Origin of the sequence: Shewanella sp. NFH-SH190041 (assembly GCF_024363255.1) — a bacterium.
Classification (GTDB): Bacteria; Pseudomonadota; Gammaproteobacteria; order Enterobacterales; family Shewanellaceae; genus Shewanella.
The window spans coordinates 2,351,337-2,364,968 of the sequence record NZ_AP026070.1 but is presented as its reverse complement, the minus strand read 5'-3'; the positions used below and the strand labels follow the sequence as shown (position 1 = coordinate 2,364,968).

The following is a 13,632-nucleotide window of genomic DNA, read 5'->3' as shown; positions in this document are numbered from 1 at the left end:
GACTCCTAAAATGGAATATCGTCATCCCAGTTATCACCCAGATCTGGCATATACTGCTGAGTTGGTTGTTGCGGAGTTGGGCGCTGCGATGGCGCATATCCAGCACTGTGATGACCATATCCACCTTGACCTTGGCTCTGGTCTTGCTTACTCCCCGCAAACTCCACATCAATCACGCGACAGCGAATTTTTGCACCTTGGCTACCATCTCTTTTCTGGAACTGCTCAAGTTCAACATCATCAGCGGTTAGCAGGATCTTGGTACCCTTGGTCAGGTGTTGAGCCATCTTCTGACCACGCTCACCCCACAAAACAGCATCAATCCACTGGGTCTTTTTTTTGTCGCCATAGCCGATGGAATAGGCACAAGGGAAGCTAGTTACAGCGGTGCCGGAGGAAGTGAAACGCACTTCTGCATCACGGCCTAGATTGCATAATTTGATAAACATTTTTATTCCTAATTAATTTTCTCGTTTCTTTTCTACTGAAATTTTCAGAGTTTTTATGTCATAGCCACGCTTTTCTAATTCCTCTAAAAAAGAGTCGTCCCATTCATTTCTTACGGGGCTATATGATTTCGATGATAGAAATGAAAAGAACAAGGCTCTATCGCAACTAGGAATGCCGTCACCGTTAGCCACAACAAGGTCATTAACTCCATCAACACGGCCATACTGCAATTTAATTTGCCCGCTCTTGGCTCTGGGTGTTCTATATCGCTTCATAACAGCCCCTATTTAATAATCACTGAATCAGGGTTTTGCTTAAGCTCTGCGCCAAACACCACATCACCAGCTTTTAACGCTTTTAAAATGGCCTTTTTATCCGGCGCTATCGTGGTTTTGATTGTTATAAAATCATCATCAAGTCGGCTTTCATCGGTGATATTTACGACAGTTGTGCCTTTACGCATTGAGACTTCGTGAACGCCAGCCTTGAATGACTTCTTACCCAGCTTGGTTAATTCCATACCGAGATATTTAGAAACGCTTTCGGCAGTCTTTTTAGCTTTAGCAGCTCGCGCACTTAACGCCTCAGACTCTGCCTTGAAAGCCGCTTCATCAGCTCTCAAGTTTTTGACATAGCGGATCAATTGTTCGGCTTTGTCGCTGAACTCCATGTCCAGCATTTCAAGCGTGTCAGCCATCGCCTCGGCTGGAATACCCTTTTCATCCAGCAAGCTCAGGATGTCGTTAGAGATTTGATAAAGTGCGGTCATGCTGCCACCTCGAAACGATGTTTATTCTGATTGGCGCAACGATTAAGGCGTTTCTCCAGTTCAGGCGCGTTACCATGGACTTTGCGGAACATGCCTTTATACGTTGCTTGTAATTCATCAAGTGACTGGCACTCGCCCATCAGCTCACACACCTGATCAACCTGAATAGTCAAATCTTCCAGCAAGCTAAGACGCTCACTATCCGCAGCCTCGAATACTTCTTTTTCTTCACGAATGCCTTCGCCTGACTCATTGAGCATTTGGGCAGCTTCAGCCAATCGTTCGCACTTAGGCCAATACTTGTAAGCACGTTTAACGACAGTTTTGCGAATCATCTCGCCTTCGTCAGTTACCCAAGGCCCCATTTTCTTCTTATAAGCCTCTGAGCGGTCACGGATGGCATAGCACTCAGCTAGACTCATTTCCTCAGTTAAAAAGTCACCAGCAAGCGTTTTAACGGTGCAATACACGCCAACGATTGACCCACGGTCTGAAAATGGATTGGTTTTGTGAACAGGCGCTTTATCCAGCCCTATATTTTCGTAAGTGTCATTTTGGTAAACCAGTCGAGCCTGACCCCATAAGATAGAACCTGACTCTTGTGCTAGGTGCATCAACCCCATGTAACTAATATCAAGACATACAGCGGGCTTATTGTTGATCTTGCGAGGTACTAAATACGCATGCTTTAGTGCCGGGTTTAAACTAATGCCAATACTTGCAATGTTGGCCACTGCATTGCGAATCGAATCAGGGTTAGCCATAGCCACAGAGGCTAAGTAATCGTTATTCTGCAAAGCCTGAATAGCGAACTGACTCTCTTGCTCCCACTTCACCTGATGATCAGCTATCGCGTTAGTAAAAAACTGTTCGCTTGCTAGGATTAGTTGCTGGCGCGCCTCTGGTAGCACAACCTGGCGATTATTTTGATAATTCATTCTGCTAACTCCACCACGCTGACCTTTTTCTTAAAACGTGACCGGCGGCAGCGTGGAATAAAATCTGTAGCAAGCCGATGGGTAGCGATAGATTGAGCCTCATCAGGCTGTTCTGCGTTAACTGTAATAACTACTTTTTGCTGGCGACTGCTCGCTAGCGGGTGAAATGTCACTTGATAAATCATATTCCCATCTCCTTTAGTTCTGCTGCGGCCAACTGATCTGCCAACGTCTCACCGGCCGCACTAATCAGGTTTCGTAGGTCATAGCCTGCATCTTCAGGGTGCGTCAGACTTTCAATTGCCAAAGCTCTAAATCTGTCGCTGCAAACAACGCTCTCAACAACGCTATCCATGGAGTAGGACCGCCCCTCACTCCAAACGACCTCATCATTCATCAGGCTTTCGTAAATCTGAGTGCTACGGTTTTCAACCCAGCACTCTTTCCGGTCAATCCGTGACATATCAGCTACGTAGCAGTCCGTTTGATAGCCGGTTACATCTAAAAACATCTGTCTATGCCTTAAAAATTGGGAGAGGAAAAACAACGCTACCTCCTCGCTCCTGAGCTGACTCATACACAGCCAGACGGCGGCGAAATTCGCGCAACTGGCGGTTGTTGCGATCAGGGTTTTCGGCTACTGCAAGCCGAGCGCGCTGGCAGATGGGCTGACGGAACAGATTGAGTAAAGAATGAATCATTTATACGTCCTGTTTGCGTGTTACGCATATTATTAAACATGCGTCCGACGCATTTTACAAGGCGATTTTTGAAATATTTTTTGCGTGGCGTGGTCTAGGCAATAAAAAACCCGCCGAAGCGGGTTAACGAGTGGAGTGGTGAGTGGTTATTTTAGCTTGTCAGCACAGAATAGTGACGCCTGCGCCAGCTCGTTATCCGGCACGAATTTATAACTGCCGCCGCCAAGGTATGGCACAGAGACTTCAAGCTGCCCACCTTTTTGAGCTACTGTAACTTTAGTGCCGTCCTGCATGAATACAGTGTCGCTCGACACTTTAAGTCTTTGTATGCCGCCAGTGCCGTTGTACTCATAGCATGAGACTCCCGAGCCGTTCGGATTGATCTGCATGGTCACTAGATATGGCCCCATCGTGCCAGTCCACAACCCGGCTAAGTTAGGTTGTGGGGTTTGAACGACATTCATAAACTTGTTATTAAGCATGTCGCTGAATGGTGACGCGCAACCAGCCAATAACATTGATAGTAACGCGGCCAAATAAGCCGGTTTAATCATTACAACTCCTATGCGCGTCGAAACACGCCACGTCAGGTTAAAACATAATTTCCATTTGTTTGACGACACCAACTATTTGACATTCATCATTTATTTCGATTGGCTTGTAGTTTGGATTGAGTGGCATTAAATAGCGATTAGGCCCATCAACAACTAGTTTTTTTAGGGTTGCTTCGTTTGAGCTAGGTAATTTTGCTACCACGATATTGCCTGAATGTGCCTCTACACAGGGATCCACGATCACAAAAGCTCCTTCAGGTATTGATGGCTGACCATATGGATTGGTCATTGAGTCACCGACAACCTTTAAAGCAAACGCCTTGGTGCTTACTCTTGCAGATGTTTCTCTGTATTCGCTTGCAAATGTATCTTCACAAGCATCATGCCACTGTCCTGCGTGAATCATAGATATAATTGGCACCTTCTTTACTGAGTGTAACGCAGCTATCACGCTGGCCTTTGATGGCTCCGGTTTTAGCTCGCGATCTATTATTGATACATCGCCGCTTTCTGCCACCATATAGAGTGCTGCAACGGTTGTATTCAGGGCGCTCGCTACTGCTGCCAACTTATCTTTCGCTATATCTTGCTTATTTCGCTCAAAGCGAGACAGGTTTCCACCATCATACCCAGGCACCAGCACAGCAACCTGCTCCATCGTCATCTTTCTATGTTTTCGCGCAAGGCGGACGGCGTCACCAATAGTGATTTTACTTTCTTTTTTCATAATCCAAAATCCAGTCTATTTGAAGAACTATCCGACAAAATTGCATTCTACGCAAAGCGTCTCACGCAAATAATGTTGACACTAAAATGCGCATGACGCATTATTGGGGCGTCGAAACTCAAGGATGCAAAATGAACACTCTCAGACAGCTACGAAGAAGTAAAAATCTATCCGCAATTGAGGTTGCCCGAGCTATTCAATCTGATGTTGGGAACGTCTCAAGGATTGAACGCGGCAAACAGCACCCAACCTTTAGAACCGCTAAAAAACTTGCTGAATTCTATGGGGTTACGGTTGGGGAAATTTACAACCTGCTACCTCTTGAAAATGCGCTTCAGTCTGCATAACCAATGTAATAAAAATGGAGCTTTTAACATGAATATAACTTCACTTTCGAGAATCGATCTTCTGAATCGGTACGTGCAGAAGTGGCTTGAAATGCCCCGCATGACTAGGGCGAAGCTTGCAGATCAGGTTGTGGATGCGTACTTCACTCTTGGCTTTGATGAGCACCTGCAGCACACAGGTATCAAATGGTGTTTGGGTGGTGATGATTTTGAAAAGGATATGCGCCACAACCAGCAAAAGCTGTTCCGATGGCTCGGGCTATATGAGGAATGTAAGTCCAGTCCAGCAAACTTGTTTTATGTAGAGCAGGTGATCGTTGCGGCGATGCCGGCCGAACTGAAAACCGGATATTTGAATGAGGTTTACATGTGCTCTGGCGTGGCAGTGGCCAGAAAGGCTCCTGCAAAGCGCGAAACATTAGATGTTACCGAGCTGGCAATGAAGCTGATCAAGGAAAGCGGCGAGGCACAGATGGCTGCGTTAAACCTTGGTGTTAACCCAACAAAGGAAAGTCTGATTACAGCACTAAGAGAAATTTCAGAAAGCGAAGCTGCATGCGCTGAGGCGCGTAGAGCAATCACAGAGCACTACCAAGTGCCAGAAATGAAAAACCACCGCAGAAGTTTTGGCGAACAGAGTGCGGTGGTTAGTACCAATGAACACATGAATGAACAGAGGTCGTTCAAATTATGAGTAATTTAGCTGAGGAACGCAAGATATTAACTTTCCCCAACAAGAAAGTCTTGCAGGAAAAAGAGGTCGTTGTGGCTGATTTAGATAATGGCTTTACCCGGGTTGCCAACACCCTTGTTGATGCTTTTTGTCGCGTCAAGTTTAGCGATCAGGAGCACAGAGTTCTGTTTGCTGTTATCCGTAAAACTTTTGGATATCAGCAATCGAGTGATTGGGTGGCTCTAGAGCAAATATCCGAGATGACGGGTATGAAAAAGCCACACGTTAGCAAAACCTTAAAGACTCTTATCGAGAGAAATATTCTTGTTAAAGATGGCAAAAAGCTCGGAGTTAATACAGTTATTTCAGAATGGTCTGACAAGCCAAAGGTTACCCAAACAGGTAATAAAAGTTACCTAAACAGGCAACAAAAAAAGTTACCTAAACAGGTAACGGAGATTACCCAAACAGGTAATGCCATTACCCAAATAGGTAACGTGGGTTACCTGAATAGGCAACCACAAAAGAAAGAAACTAATACAAAAGAAATTATAAAAGATATTACGCACAACTCCGTTGATGCTGAATCTCAAAATTCAGTACCGGTTGCTAAGCAGAAAAAAACACCTAAGGCCAAAGCGGTTCTTGATTACTCAAGCTGGCCATCATTGCCAAGCAAACAGGTCATGAGTGACTGGTTAGCACTGCGTAAGCAAAAGCGATCTCCGATTACGCAGACCGTGGTGAACCAGTTCGGTAAGCAATTCGTGGAGGCCGCAAAGCATGGCCTGAGTGTTGAGGACTGTTTGACTGAGTGTGTAACTCGTGGCTGGGCAGGCTTTAAGTGCGAGTGGTTGCTGAATAGCCGTAGCACTACCCCCAAGCATAACCTGAGCATTCAGGCATACAGCGCTGACTCAACAAACGACTACAGCGATTACGCCAACGACTTTGCAACCGGGGAGGAGTTTTTCAATGCATAAGCCACAGTCAATCTCATCTCTGATGGAGCGCATCAAAAATATCGGTCCAGCAAATGCCAAGCCCCGCACTTGGGAAGACATTCAAGCAGAGCGCCGCGAGGCTGAAAAATCATACGCGGCAGAGTTTGATGCTCGTTACATGCAAGCAAAGCTGCAAAAGCTATTTGGCGAGTCAGGTATTAATCAGCATTTCCTAAGCTGCACTTTTGACAACTTCGAGGTGCAACTGCCTGAGCAGCAAAAGGCTTTGGACTATGCCAAGCGATACGCTGAGCTGTTTGCTGATTACGCAAGCAAAGGCAAAGGGTTCATGTTCAGCGGGACACCTGGCACCGGCAAGAATCATCTAGCCTCCGCCGTGGCCAATTATCTAATCGCGAAAAACAAACCGGTTGTACTGCTCAGCGTGATGGATTTGCTGTCTAGAGCTAAAGCGAGCTATGGCAAGCCGGGCGTAACTGAGGAGCGGTTGCTCAAAGAGTTCTGCCGTCCCGAGTTGCTGATCATTGATGAGATTGGTTTGCAGCGAGGAACTCAAGACGAGTTGCTGTGGCTGACCCGGATTATTGATAAGCGGTTATATGCAAACCGGCCGACCAGTTTTATCACCAACCTTGGCAGCAAGGAGCTACGCGAACTGCTGGGCGATCGAAGCTTTGACCGGATTAAAGATGCGACGGCCTTCTTTGTGCCTTTTCACTGGATGAGCCACCGGGGGAGGATGTCAGCATGATCAATCAAGAGCTTGTGCAAATCGTCAGCGATCTGCGGCAAAAGCAGATCAGGGCAAGAAATGCCGGGGCAGATAGTGAGCGGTATGTGTCAGAGGTGGCCGGTCTGATGCGTATGGCGTGGATTGCCGGGTTGAGTGAAGAAGCGCAGTGGTTGAGTGGGCAGTGGTTCGAAATGACTGAGTTAAATGACGGGGTTGCGGCCTAACTGTTGATTATCGGGGCGTTCTAATTACTGGTAGTACGGATGTACCACAAAAGAATTTGGGTGCCTCATAAGCGATTTTAGAAGGATTTTAGATATGAGCGCGCTTGAGGAAACTTTAGCTCTACAGATCAGGGCTTTGAAGTTGCCAGAGCCGGTGCGGGAACACAGGTTTCATGCTGTTAGGAAATGGCGATTCGACTTTGCTTGGCCAGAACTGATGTTGGCTGTGGAAGTTGAAGGCGGGGCATGGTCAGGTGGCCGGCATACAAGAGGCTCGGGCTTTACTAAAGACCTCGAAAAGTACAGTGAGGCAATGAGTTTGGGCTGGATTGTTTACCGGGTAGATGCAGCGTTGATTAACTCAGGGCGGGCAATCGAGGTTATTGGGCAGTTGGTGCAGAGGGCTGCGTAGTGAGAGGGTTGAAGAAAATGATCGGTGGCAAAATTCTAAAGACTGGTCGGAAGCTGCGAGGGTTTACTCAAACCGAAGTTGCAGAAGTTTATGGTGTTGACCAAAGCACTTACAGGCGCTGGGAATCTGGTACTCACGCTGTAGGTTATGACGATCTGGAAACCATTTGCGACTTGGTGTTTAAGATGCCATCAGAAGAACTAAAGCGGATGGTGCTCAATGCCTAGAACTATCAAAGAAGTCCGCCGCGAGTTGAGGGCGTGGGGTAATTACTGGCGCTGGCAGGAAATGGGGCAGGGGTACGCAAAGCGCAGTGCTTGTGACAAGCTCGGCGAGGTCATGACCAACTCAGATGCTCACTTATTCGATGACGATTTTGATGCCCCAGAGCATATTCGAGCTATCGATAAAGAGATTCAGCGCCTCTGTGAACAATGCCGCCGAGCCGTGAGAGTCCGGTATATCTGCCAAGGTGTCTGGACGCTGGCCGGGTTCCGCGAGCGTAAGACATATGAGTATTGGCTAAGACTGGCTGAGATGGAGCTGGTGTGATGCCAGCTCGGTGATCATCTTGTGCGGAAAAGCTGCTTAAGGGTGGTGTCACCCAGCTTGAGTCTATCAGCGCACAGCCCCAGAAATTCCGCTGACAGGTTGCCGCGGTTCAGTAGATTGATTAGCCGCTGGTTTTCGTTGTCGGTCGGCTCCGCCCCATACAGCTCGCGATACAACGCCTTATTGCCGCCTAATTCATCGCGTCTAGCTTTTAGGAAGTCACGGGCGGCATTAGCGTAATGGGTGTGTTCGTTGGTTTTTTTTGGCATAGCTGTATTCATCAGTTAATTCCATTGGACTGTAAATAAATCAAAAATGATTTGCAAATTAAATCAAAGATGATTTAAGCTCGATGTAAATCAAAGATGATTTAACAATCAAATCAAAGATGATTTATCTAGTTTATTAAAATTCAGATGGATGGGGCTTAAGTGAAAGACGTTGCGATTTTTTTATTCGACTTGACCGGCATCATGGCACAGCCGTGGCTTGAGGCGGGGTATACCTGTTACATCGTGGATATTCAGCACCCGACGGGGATAACGCCTGATAACAAGCGCCCAGGCTTGTTCAAAGTCGGGGCTGATTTGCGCAGTGGTTGGTTGCCGCCGGCGGAAACCGTCGGGCGGATTGCATTTGTGGGGGCATTCCCTGAATGCACTAATGTCGCTGTGAGTGGTGCGGCCCATTTCCTGAAAAAAGGACCAAGGGCGCTGGCATTGTCACTGGATTTGTTCGCAACCAGTAAGGAAATCGCAGAATGGAGCGGCGCGCCTTACTTTATTGAAAACCCGATCAGCACTTTCAGCACCTACTGTGGCAAACCAAACCATATTTTTGAGCCTTATCGGTATGGCGGCTACCTTCCAGAGAATGACCGGCGTCCGCGGTGGCCTGATTACATCGCGCCAAGGGATGCCTACCCGAAAAAAACCTGCCTCTGGACTGGTGGCGGCTTTGTGATGCCGCCGGTAAAAGAGGTGAAGCCAGAGGACGGTTATAGCCGTCAGCATAAGATGCTGGGTGGCAAATCACTTAAAACAAAGAATATCCGCAGTGCCACCCCGCGTGGTTTTGCTCGTGCCGTGTTTGAATCAAACGGCAAAGAATTGAATAGCCAGGCGGCTTAATAACGGAAACTGAATCATGGTAAAAATAACTAAAAAACAAGCTGAGTTGTACCACGTCAGACAGGAAGGATTCGAAGGCTGGGCCGATATTGTGCTGATCTGCGGCGAGCAGTCAGTCTCAGTGATGATTCGCTCGGATTATGGCAGCTTTGATCACCACTGGAGTCACTGCGGTTACGACCCCAAAGAGTTCCTGAGCAACTGCGAATTTGAGTACGCAATGAATAAGCTGTGTGATGACTTTCTTGTGTTGGATCAGTCGGGTTGTGAGACAGCTATCAAGCAGGCAATCATTGAGCGCCGCCGGATTGGTCAAATTGATAAGCATACTGCCAGAGAGGCTTGGGAGAGCATGCCAGAACTTGCCTACGCATCAACAGACAAGAACACATACACAAACATGGTCTACATGCACGATAGTTTTGACGATATTTTTGATGAATACGATGAGATGCCACGAGACACAAAACCATCGCCAAGTTGCCAAGACTTCTGGAATGAGTGCTGGCTACCATTCATTGAACAATTAAAATCTGAACGGTCAGCGGTCGCGGCCTAAACATAACGGAAACTGACCATGGCAACTGAGCATCATTTGAAGATAGACCCAGAGTTGTATAACGCCGTCAGAAATCGCACCAAAACCGCCGAGATTCGCCGTGATGACCGAAATTATAAAGTCGGTGATCTACTAATAATCTATCCGTTTGACCGCCAATCAGGGTGCCGGATTGGGGATGATGAGTGTCGGCGCGTGGTCACTCATAAAGTGGATGGAGGTCAGTTTGGTATCGAGCCTGGTTATTGTCTGCTGTCGATGAATTGAGAGGTTCGCATGAAATGGATTTTACTGCTGCTTACGTTTCCCGTTGCTGCTGCGTCAGAGGCTGATTGGGTTGAGCTTTACTGTAATGGAGAGGTTGAACATGCGCTGCAGGATAGGACCCGGGTTGATTGCTTAACTAATACCCATGCCATTGAGTATGATTTCGCTCGCAAGTGGGCGGAAGCGGTGGGGCAGTCTTTGCATTACTCTGTGATGACCGGGCAACGTGCCGGAATTGTTTTGATACTGCGAACTCCTGCGGATGAACGACACTGGAAACGATTGGTCAATGTGATAGAAACTCACGGGCTACAGATTGATGCTTGGCCTCTTAGGGTCTACAAATTACAAGAACAGGCAAAAACGCCTTAAAATCAGGCAAAAACGCCCTTTTTTTACCCCTCGAAAATGCTAATATTTTTGTATGCTGACGCAAGTAGCAATCACTGAAAAGCTTCGTTTCTGATGCTTTTTTGTTGCGTAACGACAGCCTTTTATTCCATCACATCCCTGCCTGCAGCCCTCCACTTCGGAGGGCTTTTTTATTGGAGATTTGCAGCCTTGTTCACCAAGTTGCATGAATGGCAAGGCCGCCTTATCGCCTATCTGGGAGGAGGTAGTGTTAGCGCCTATAGCTATGATGCCGCCGCAAAAGCGGGGGAAGTTAATCAACTTATTGTCAACTCACTTTATCCCTACGATTACCGCCTGATCAGCATGATCATCTCTGTCTGCGGCCTGCTGGTCGTGGTCGTGCGGCTCGGTTGGGATATCTGGACTTACTTTGATAAGCGCAAGCAAGGGCGGGCTGATGAATGAAGAACCTTATCAAATGCTCCATTGCTTCGCTGATAGCCATTGTCTGTGGCGGCACTTATATAAGTGCAGATAACAGCAATCAACCTATTGGTGATGTGTATATAAATGGTGAGTACATCACCACATTAAGGGTCACGCCTAAAGGTCTAGCGCTTATCGGCAATGCTGAGGGGTGCAGGCTTGATCCTTATAAATGCCCTGCTGGGTTGCTGACCAATGGTGTCGGCAATACGCATGGTGTTCCCCAAAAACCGATTTCCGAGGCTCAGGCCGCTAAAGACTGGGTGCTCAATATTAAGAATTCTGAAATTTGTCTTGCTGCTGCGATGCCTAATTCTGACATACGCAATGGGCAATTTGATGCACTCGCATCGTTCGTGTTTAACACAGGCTGTACGCGATTCAGGACTAACGCAGACGGCAGTAAGACAACTATTTATAAGCTGGTCCATGCGGGTTATTACTCTGGTGCCTGTGTTCAGCTCTATCGATGGGTGTATGCCGGTGGAGTTAAGTTGCCCGGGCTAATTAAACGGAGGGGTGCTGAATATGCTCGATGCGTTGAGTCTGATTAAAATTGGTGTTCTGACAGCGTTGATTCTTGCTGTGGTTGCGCTCTGGCTTAGGCTTGATGCTGAGCAGCTTAGATCGCAAGGGCTGCAAGAGAAGTTGCAGATCGCGGCAGATGCTAATACGGCTGCCAGTGCAGTGATTGATGGCCTGAAAGCTGATAATGCTGATGTTAATAAGCTGTTGGTTGAGCGGCAACAACGGTACAGCAAGCAGGAGGCTAGGTTACATGGAGATATCAATGCACTTAGGTCGAAGCTGGAAAGTGTTGATTGTTACAGCAAGCCTTGGCCTCGTACTGTCTCTGAGCGGTTGCGCGAGTCCTACTGAGATAGTCAAAACCAAGGTGGTGAAAGTGTTGCCGCCTGCTGGTTTGATAGTGCCGTGTTTTAAACCAGTGCTCACCGGCGCTACTCCGGCGGCAACAGTGGAAGATGTTCTGAAATTGAAATCAGCACTGGGTCAGTGCGCCGCCCAGGCTGATGAGTATTTGAAGTGGCGGAAAGCGATTGAGGAGGGTGGTTGAATGGAATAAATAGCGCACCTTATGCTAAGGAAGCTTAGCCGTATAAACCCTGACGATACTGGGGAAAGGCGCTCAAGTTGGGATTAGGCGTTAACGGACACAGCCTTGCCGTAGCCGAGAATATCCCGCCCTAAGATGACTATGTTTAGCCGGTTATGGACGCATGACCGGGCTAACCTGTACTTATTTTTTGAGTGATTACAGGTTAGATTGTGTGATGTGGGTCGAAAATAGCTCTGGTGCGCCAAGTTATTCTGTGAAGGGATTAATTGGTTTGGAGTTGATATGACAACACTGCACGCTGTACCGGTAAAGTTGATTGTAAATTTTGTTGACGATAATGGAAAAAGCTATACAGCACGGATAGGCAAGATGAATGATGCTGAAGAGTATCATCTTTATATTGATGAAAAGCGGTACATAATTGATAGGTCTGAATTTGAAGAATGTGAATTCGAGGATGATTTACGCTCATTAGCGATGAGCAAGATATATAAATTGTAGCCCTATTTTTATTGTATGAAGCCCCGTAATTGCGGGGCTTTTTTGTGCCTGTTTTAAGGCCTAGGCAGTGCAAGCTGAAAAGGGAGTTAGTCCGCTCCTCTGGCCACCTTATTCCGGACTTCAATTAAAGGACACGATTATGGAAGGCTATCTGCTAACTGAGTCTGAGTTCGCTGAGGTGAAAAGCGCCTTTGCCGCCAATTCTGAAAACCTTGTTGATGCAAGGCGGGTGCATGAGTGGCTGGGTGTTAAGACTCAGTTCTCAAAATGGATTCAAAAAAGAATTCAAAAGTATCAATTTGAGTGTGGTGTTGATTACCAAATACTTATAGTCAAAAGTGACTATAACGAGAAAATCAATAACTTACGGGTAGGAAGATCTTTCGAGGAGTATTTGTGCAGTCCTGATATGGTTAAGCATTTAGCTATGGTTGAAAGCACCGAAAAGGGCAGACAGGTTCGCAAATATTACATCGATGTAGCTACTCGCGCTCAGGAGTTGTTCGCGCTGCAATCAAATTTAAACCGACTGTCATTGTTAGACCGTCAGACCTTTGATGACGCATCGGCGGGTAGCCGGGCAATGTTGAAGCGCAAAGCTTTCCTGGCTAACGAGGCTCAGGTATTCAAAGAGTTGATCGAGAAGGCTCAAGGGAATCTGTTTTTAGGTCAGGAGGCGGCGTGAGCGATGGAAGTATTTAAGCCTAAGGGTCGCTGGACTGGATTTTCGACACTTATGTTGCTCGCTTTCGCTTGGCTCTTTAGCCCGAAGTTTGCTGCGAGGATTTTAAACGATTCGGTTGGTAAAAGGCTGAACAAAATGGAGGCGGATGATGCCACCAAGAACACCTAAGCCATGTGCATATCGCGGCTGTAAGCGAGTGACTACAGAGCGGTATTGTGATGAGCATAAGTCGTGCGGATGGGAAGCGCATCAGCAGGGTAAGTCGGCATCAGAGCGTGGCTATGGCTGGTCATGGCAGAAGCTCAGAATGCAGGTACTCAAGCGAGATAAGTTCCTGTGCTGCGAATGCAGACGAAAAGGTAAAGCGGTGCCTGCCAATGATGTGGATCACATCGTGGCTAAAGCTCATGGAGGTAGCGATTCTATGGACAATTTAGAGTCACTTTGTCGGAAGTGCCACCGCGCTAAAACCGCTCTAGAACGCGCTCAGTGAGGCGTTAACCATTCTGCATGTGCTCAGTCGAGCG

28 protein-coding genes are annotated in these 13,632 nt (G+C 47.2%); 19 read left to right on the top strand and 9 right to left on the bottom strand.

Features of this window, described 5'->3' with window-relative positions:
• Positions 1 to 5: 5 nt before the first annotated feature.
• The 8 genes from ssb to NFHSH190041_RS10460 form a co-directional block, all read right to left on the bottom strand.
• On the bottom strand, positions 6 to 449 hold the full coding sequence (ssb, locus tag NFHSH190041_RS10495) for a single-stranded DNA-binding protein (protein ID WP_261921812.1): 444 nt from the start codon (positions 447 to 449) through the stop codon (positions 6 to 8).
• Between the two features lie 12 nt (positions 450 to 461).
• On the bottom strand, positions 462 to 725 hold the full coding sequence (locus NFHSH190041_RS10490; RefSeq protein ID WP_261921811.1) for a hypothetical protein: 264 nt from the start codon (positions 723 to 725) through the stop codon (positions 462 to 464).
• 8 nt (positions 726 to 733) lie between these two features.
• The gene (locus NFHSH190041_RS10485; RefSeq protein ID WP_261921810.1) at positions 734 to 1,219 is read right to left on the bottom strand and encodes a siphovirus Gp157 family protein; all 486 of its coding nucleotides are present in this window, start codon (positions 1,217 to 1,219) and stop codon (positions 734 to 736) included.
• On the bottom strand, positions 1,216 to 2,157 hold the full coding sequence (locus NFHSH190041_RS10480) for a recombinase RecT (protein ID WP_261921809.1): 942 nt from the start codon (positions 2,155 to 2,157) through the stop codon (positions 1,216 to 1,218). Before NFHSH190041_RS10480 ends, NFHSH190041_RS10485 begins: the two co-directional genes overlap by 4 nt.
• Entirely contained in the window at positions 2,154 to 2,342 is a 189-nt protein-coding gene (locus NFHSH190041_RS10475) for a hypothetical protein (RefSeq protein ID WP_261921808.1), read from the bottom strand. The genes NFHSH190041_RS10480 and NFHSH190041_RS10475 overlap by 4 nt, the downstream gene beginning before the upstream one ends.
• The gene (locus NFHSH190041_RS10470; RefSeq protein WP_261921807.1) at positions 2,339 to 2,734 is read right to left on the bottom strand and encodes a hypothetical protein; all 396 of its coding nucleotides are present in this window, start codon (positions 2,732 to 2,734) and stop codon (positions 2,339 to 2,341) included. Before NFHSH190041_RS10470 ends, NFHSH190041_RS10475 begins: the two co-directional genes overlap by 4 nt.
• A gap of 270 nt (positions 2,735 to 3,004) precedes the next feature.
• Positions 3,005 to 3,412, bottom strand: coding sequence for a J517_1871 family lipoprotein (locus NFHSH190041_RS10465; protein ID WP_261921806.1), 408 nt, complete (start codon positions 3,410 to 3,412; stop codon positions 3,005 to 3,007).
• Positions 3,413 to 3,449: 37 nt separating this feature from the next.
• A complete protein-coding gene (locus NFHSH190041_RS10460) occupies positions 3,450 to 4,139 on the bottom strand; it encodes a helix-turn-helix domain-containing protein (RefSeq protein ID WP_261921805.1) in 690 nt (229 codons plus the stop codon).
• A 131-nt stretch (positions 4,140 to 4,270) separates the two neighbouring features.
• On the opposite strand from NFHSH190041_RS10460, the gene NFHSH190041_RS10455 reads away from it, so the two are divergent.
• The 8 genes from NFHSH190041_RS10455 (at position 4,271) to NFHSH190041_RS10420 (ending at position 8,045) form a co-directional block, all read left to right on the top strand.
• Positions 4,271 to 4,486 (top strand): helix-turn-helix domain-containing protein, encoded by a 216-nt coding sequence (locus NFHSH190041_RS10455; protein WP_261921804.1) that lies wholly within the window; start codon positions 4,271 to 4,273, stop codon positions 4,484 to 4,486.
• A 28-nt stretch (positions 4,487 to 4,514) separates the two neighbouring features.
• Positions 4,515 to 5,180: a hypothetical protein gene (locus NFHSH190041_RS10450; protein ID WP_261921803.1), complete on the top strand. Its 666-nt coding sequence runs from the start codon at positions 4,515 to 4,517 to the stop codon at positions 5,178 to 5,180.
• The gene (locus NFHSH190041_RS10445) at positions 5,177 to 6,142 is read left to right on the top strand and encodes a replication protein (RefSeq protein WP_261921802.1); all 966 of its coding nucleotides are present in this window, start codon (positions 5,177 to 5,179) and stop codon (positions 6,140 to 6,142) included. Before NFHSH190041_RS10450 ends, NFHSH190041_RS10445 begins: the two co-directional genes overlap by 4 nt.
• A gap of 22 nt (positions 6,143 to 6,164) precedes the next feature.
• Complete coding sequence (locus NFHSH190041_RS10440) at positions 6,165 to 6,875, top strand: ATP-binding protein (RefSeq protein WP_261921801.1); 711 nt, start codon at positions 6,165 to 6,167, stop codon at positions 6,873 to 6,875.
• Positions 6,872 to 7,081 carry a hypothetical protein gene (locus tag NFHSH190041_RS10435; RefSeq protein WP_261921800.1) on the top strand — a complete coding sequence of 70 codons (210 nt, stop codon included), beginning with the start codon at positions 6,872 to 6,874 and terminating at the stop codon, positions 7,079 to 7,081. The genes NFHSH190041_RS10440 and NFHSH190041_RS10435 overlap by 4 nt, the downstream gene beginning before the upstream one ends.
• Before the next feature lie 94 nt (positions 7,082 to 7,175).
• Positions 7,176 to 7,493, top strand: a complete 318-nt coding sequence (locus NFHSH190041_RS10430) for an endonuclease domain-containing protein (protein ID WP_261921799.1) — start codon at positions 7,176 to 7,178, stop codon at positions 7,491 to 7,493.
• A gap of 17 nt (positions 7,494 to 7,510) precedes the next feature.
• The gene (locus NFHSH190041_RS10425) at positions 7,511 to 7,720 is read left to right on the top strand and encodes a helix-turn-helix domain-containing protein (RefSeq protein ID WP_261925091.1); all 210 of its coding nucleotides are present in this window, start codon (positions 7,511 to 7,513) and stop codon (positions 7,718 to 7,720) included.
• Positions 7,713 to 8,045, top strand: a complete 333-nt coding sequence (locus tag NFHSH190041_RS10420; RefSeq protein WP_261921798.1) for a hypothetical protein — start codon at positions 7,713 to 7,715, stop codon at positions 8,043 to 8,045. The genes NFHSH190041_RS10425 and NFHSH190041_RS10420 overlap by 8 nt, the downstream gene beginning before the upstream one ends.
• A 14-nt stretch (positions 8,046 to 8,059) precedes the next feature.
• Here NFHSH190041_RS10420 and NFHSH190041_RS10415 read toward each other — a convergent pair whose 3' ends face one another.
• Entirely contained in the window at positions 8,060 to 8,326 is a 267-nt protein-coding gene (locus NFHSH190041_RS10415; RefSeq protein WP_261921797.1) for a hypothetical protein, read from the bottom strand.
• Between the two features lie 150 nt (positions 8,327 to 8,476).
• On the opposite strand from NFHSH190041_RS10415, the gene NFHSH190041_RS10410 reads away from it, so the two are divergent.
• The 11 genes from NFHSH190041_RS10410 to NFHSH190041_RS19665 all read left to right on the top strand — a co-directional run bounded on the left by NFHSH190041_RS10410 (position 8,477) and on the right by NFHSH190041_RS19665 (position 13,598).
• Positions 8,477 to 9,175 carry a hypothetical protein gene (locus NFHSH190041_RS10410; RefSeq protein WP_261921796.1) on the top strand — a complete coding sequence of 233 codons (699 nt, stop codon included), beginning with the start codon at positions 8,477 to 8,479 and terminating at the stop codon, positions 9,173 to 9,175.
• Positions 9,176 to 9,191: 16 nt separating this feature from the next.
• Positions 9,192 to 9,734, top strand: coding sequence for a hypothetical protein (locus NFHSH190041_RS10405; protein WP_261921795.1), 543 nt, complete (start codon positions 9,192 to 9,194; stop codon positions 9,732 to 9,734).
• Positions 9,735 to 9,752: 18 nt separating this feature from the next.
• Positions 9,753 to 10,001 (top strand): DUF3850 domain-containing protein, encoded by a 249-nt coding sequence (locus NFHSH190041_RS10400; protein ID WP_261921794.1) that lies wholly within the window; start codon positions 9,753 to 9,755, stop codon positions 9,999 to 10,001.
• A 9-nt stretch (positions 10,002 to 10,010) separates the two neighbouring features.
• Positions 10,011 to 10,373, top strand: a complete 363-nt coding sequence (locus tag NFHSH190041_RS10395; RefSeq protein ID WP_261921793.1) for a hypothetical protein — start codon at positions 10,011 to 10,013, stop codon at positions 10,371 to 10,373.
• A 189-nt stretch (positions 10,374 to 10,562) separates the two neighbouring features.
• Positions 10,563 to 10,820: a hypothetical protein gene (locus tag NFHSH190041_RS10390; RefSeq protein WP_261921792.1), complete on the top strand. Its 258-nt coding sequence runs from the start codon at positions 10,563 to 10,565 to the stop codon at positions 10,818 to 10,820.
• A complete protein-coding gene (locus tag NFHSH190041_RS10385) occupies positions 10,817 to 11,395 on the top strand; it encodes a lysozyme (RefSeq protein WP_261921791.1) in 579 nt (192 codons plus the stop codon). Before NFHSH190041_RS10390 ends, NFHSH190041_RS10385 begins: the two co-directional genes overlap by 4 nt.
• A complete protein-coding gene (locus NFHSH190041_RS10380) occupies positions 11,370 to 11,720 on the top strand; it encodes a hypothetical protein (RefSeq protein WP_261921790.1) in 351 nt (116 codons plus the stop codon). Before NFHSH190041_RS10385 ends, NFHSH190041_RS10380 begins: the two co-directional genes overlap by 26 nt.
• A gap of 25 nt (positions 11,721 to 11,745) precedes the next feature.
• A complete protein-coding gene (locus tag NFHSH190041_RS10375) occupies positions 11,746 to 11,916 on the top strand; it encodes a hypothetical protein (protein ID WP_261921789.1) in 171 nt (56 codons plus the stop codon).
• Between the two features lie 285 nt (positions 11,917 to 12,201).
• Positions 12,202 to 12,420: a hypothetical protein gene (locus NFHSH190041_RS10370; protein ID WP_261921788.1), complete on the top strand. Its 219-nt coding sequence runs from the start codon at positions 12,202 to 12,204 to the stop codon at positions 12,418 to 12,420.
• Between the two features lie 139 nt (positions 12,421 to 12,559).
• Positions 12,560 to 13,105: an antA/AntB antirepressor family protein gene (locus NFHSH190041_RS10365; protein WP_261921787.1), complete on the top strand. Its 546-nt coding sequence runs from the start codon at positions 12,560 to 12,562 to the stop codon at positions 13,103 to 13,105.
• 145 nt (positions 13,106 to 13,250) lie between these two features.
• Positions 13,251 to 13,598, top strand: a complete 348-nt coding sequence (locus NFHSH190041_RS19665; protein ID WP_315972938.1) for an HNH endonuclease — start codon at positions 13,251 to 13,253, stop codon at positions 13,596 to 13,598.
• Positions 13,599 to 13,632 lie beyond the last annotated feature (34 nt).

What these genes read in the sequence shown, in the direction of transcription:
- ssb (WP_261921812.1), bottom strand. Translation starts at nt 449, where the DNA reads ATGTTTATCAAATTATGCAATCTAGGCCGTGATGCAGAAGTGCGTTTC.
- NFHSH190041_RS10490 (WP_261921811.1), bottom strand. Translation starts at nt 725, where the DNA reads ATGAAGCGATATAGAACACCCAGAGCCAAGAGCGGGCAAATTAAATTG.
- NFHSH190041_RS10485 (WP_261921810.1), bottom strand. Translation starts at nt 1,219, where the DNA reads ATGACCGCACTTTATCAAATCTCTAACGACATCCTGAGCTTGCTGGAT.
- NFHSH190041_RS10480 (WP_261921809.1), bottom strand. Translation starts at nt 2,157, where the DNA reads ATGAATTATCAAAATAATCGCCAGGTTGTGCTACCAGAGGCGCGCCAG.
- NFHSH190041_RS10475 (WP_261921808.1), bottom strand. Translation starts at nt 2,342, where the DNA reads ATGATTTATCAAGTGACATTTCACCCGCTAGCGAGCAGTCGCCAGCAA.
- NFHSH190041_RS10470 (WP_261921807.1), bottom strand. Translation starts at nt 2,734, where the DNA reads ATGAGTCAGCTCAGGAGCGAGGAGGTAGCGTTGTTTTTCCTCTCCCAA.
- NFHSH190041_RS10465 (WP_261921806.1), bottom strand. Translation starts at nt 3,412, where the DNA reads ATGATTAAACCGGCTTATTTGGCCGCGTTACTATCAATGTTATTGGCT.
- NFHSH190041_RS10460 (WP_261921805.1), bottom strand. Translation starts at nt 4,139, where the DNA reads ATGAAAAAAGAAAGTAAAATCACTATTGGTGACGCCGTCCGCCTTGCG.
- NFHSH190041_RS10455 (WP_261921804.1), top strand. Translation starts at nt 4,271, where the DNA reads ATGAACACTCTCAGACAGCTACGAAGAAGTAAAAATCTATCCGCAATT.
- NFHSH190041_RS10450 (WP_261921803.1), top strand. Translation starts at nt 4,515, where the DNA reads ATGAATATAACTTCACTTTCGAGAATCGATCTTCTGAATCGGTACGTG.
- NFHSH190041_RS10445 (WP_261921802.1), top strand. Translation starts at nt 5,177, where the DNA reads ATGAGTAATTTAGCTGAGGAACGCAAGATATTAACTTTCCCCAACAAG.
- NFHSH190041_RS10440 (WP_261921801.1), top strand. Translation starts at nt 6,165, where the DNA reads ATGGAGCGCATCAAAAATATCGGTCCAGCAAATGCCAAGCCCCGCACT.
- NFHSH190041_RS10435 (WP_261921800.1), top strand. Translation starts at nt 6,872, where the DNA reads ATGATCAATCAAGAGCTTGTGCAAATCGTCAGCGATCTGCGGCAAAAG.
- NFHSH190041_RS10430 (WP_261921799.1), top strand. Translation starts at nt 7,176, where the DNA reads ATGAGCGCGCTTGAGGAAACTTTAGCTCTACAGATCAGGGCTTTGAAG.
- NFHSH190041_RS10425 (WP_261925091.1), top strand. Translation starts at nt 7,511, where the DNA reads ATGATCGGTGGCAAAATTCTAAAGACTGGTCGGAAGCTGCGAGGGTTT.
- NFHSH190041_RS10420 (WP_261921798.1), top strand. Translation starts at nt 7,713, where the DNA reads ATGCCTAGAACTATCAAAGAAGTCCGCCGCGAGTTGAGGGCGTGGGGT.
- NFHSH190041_RS10415 (WP_261921797.1), bottom strand. Translation starts at nt 8,326, where the DNA reads ATGAATACAGCTATGCCAAAAAAAACCAACGAACACACCCATTACGCT.
- NFHSH190041_RS10405 (WP_261921795.1), top strand. Translation starts at nt 9,192, where the DNA reads ATGGTAAAAATAACTAAAAAACAAGCTGAGTTGTACCACGTCAGACAG.
- NFHSH190041_RS10400 (WP_261921794.1), top strand. Translation starts at nt 9,753, where the DNA reads ATGGCAACTGAGCATCATTTGAAGATAGACCCAGAGTTGTATAACGCC.
- NFHSH190041_RS10395 (WP_261921793.1), top strand. Translation starts at nt 10,011, where the DNA reads ATGAAATGGATTTTACTGCTGCTTACGTTTCCCGTTGCTGCTGCGTCA.
- NFHSH190041_RS10385 (WP_261921791.1), top strand. Translation starts at nt 10,817, where the DNA reads ATGAAGAACCTTATCAAATGCTCCATTGCTTCGCTGATAGCCATTGTC.
- NFHSH190041_RS10380 (WP_261921790.1), top strand. Translation starts at nt 11,370, where the DNA reads ATGCTCGATGCGTTGAGTCTGATTAAAATTGGTGTTCTGACAGCGTTG.
- NFHSH190041_RS10370 (WP_261921788.1), top strand. Translation starts at nt 12,202, where the DNA reads ATGACAACACTGCACGCTGTACCGGTAAAGTTGATTGTAAATTTTGTT.
- NFHSH190041_RS10365 (WP_261921787.1), top strand. Translation starts at nt 12,560, where the DNA reads ATGGAAGGCTATCTGCTAACTGAGTCTGAGTTCGCTGAGGTGAAAAGC.
- NFHSH190041_RS19665 (WP_315972938.1), top strand. Translation starts at nt 13,251, where the DNA reads ATGATGCCACCAAGAACACCTAAGCCATGTGCATATCGCGGCTGTAAG.